The sequence below is a fragment of the Hyphomonas sp. genome, assembly GCF_013823385.1.
Classification (GTDB): Bacteria; Pseudomonadota; Alphaproteobacteria; order Caulobacterales; family Hyphomonadaceae; genus Hyphomonas.
In genome coordinates, this window is sequence record NZ_PNMA01000146.1 from 1 (window position 1) to 1290 (window position 1290).

1 protein-coding gene is annotated in these 1290 nt (G+C 59.9%); it reads left to right on the top strand.

Annotated elements, in window-relative coordinates; genetic code table 11:
* Positions 1–78 precede the first annotated feature (78 nt).
* Positions 79–1290: copper resistance system multicopper oxidase (locus C0456_RS20600; RefSeq protein ID WP_291056598.1), on the top strand; the 1212-nt coding region annotated here is incomplete at its 3' end.

Sequence of the window (1290 nt, forward strand, 5' to 3'; positions counted from 1 at the left end):
CAGCACTAACCGGGTAGCCTGCCGCGCGTGGCACCTCCATTTCCCGCGGCAGGCGATTCTGACATTAGGAATCGCATCATGTTCACACGACGCAATCTACTCCGCACGGCCGCAGCCGGCGGCATCTTTACCGCTTCAAGCGCGGTGTTTCCGGCCTGGGCGCGCAGCGGCAATGCCGGCAACAGGGGAATATTCGAAGTCTCCGGTAATGCCTTTGACCTCAACATCGGCCACGGCGCTGTCGAGATCGGTGGCCGCTCCGGCCATGCCATCACGATCAACGGAACACTGCCCGGACCACTCATCCGGTTCCGCGAAGGCGAAAAGGTGACTCTCAAGGTCAACAATACGCTCGATGAGGATACATCGATCCACTGGCACGGACTGTTGGTGCCTTTTCACATGGACGGGGTTCCCGGGGTCTCCTTCCCCGGCATCAAGCCGAAGTCGACGTTCACCTATGAGTTCGCGGTCCCGCAGAGCGGTACCTACTGGTACCATTCGCACTCGGGTTTGCAGGAGCAAATGGGCCATTATGGTCCTCTGATCATTGACCCCGCAGGCAAGGATCCCGTCAGTTATGACCGGGAGTATGTGCTCGTCCTGTCAGACTGGACGTTCGAACATCCGCACAAGGTATTTGCGCGCCTCAAGAAGGATGCGGCGGTCTACAACTTCCAGCAGCGAACCGTTGGCGATTTCCTCAAGGACGCCAGGGAGAATGGCTTCGGAAAGACATTTGCTGACCGGGCCTCCTGGGGCGCCATGCGCATGTCTCCGACCGATATCTCGGATGTAACCGCATCCGTCTACACTTACCTCATCAATGGTCATGCGACCTCAGACAACTGGACCGCGATATTCAATTCCGGCGAGCGTGTGCGGCTACGGATCATCAACGCGTCAGCCATGACAATCTTCAACTTCCGGATTCCGGGACTACCGATGACAGTAGTTGCCGCTGACGGGCTCAATGTCCAACCGGTGGAGACCGACGAGTTCCAGATCGGTGTCGCAGAAACCTACGATGTGATTGTCGCGCCGACCCGCGCCCGCGCCTTCGCGCTGGTGGCAGAGTCCATTGACCGGTCCGGCCAGGTCGTTGCTACCCTGGCGCCGGAAGCAGGGCTGGTTGCTACAGCGCCGCTTCTGCGCGAGCGCCCAACCCTGACGCACCGGGACATGGGAATGGACCATTCCGCGATGGGCGGAATGGATCACTCGGGCATGCCCGGGATGGACCATTCCTCAATGGGTCACGAGCCCATGCCGGGCATGGATCACACTGCC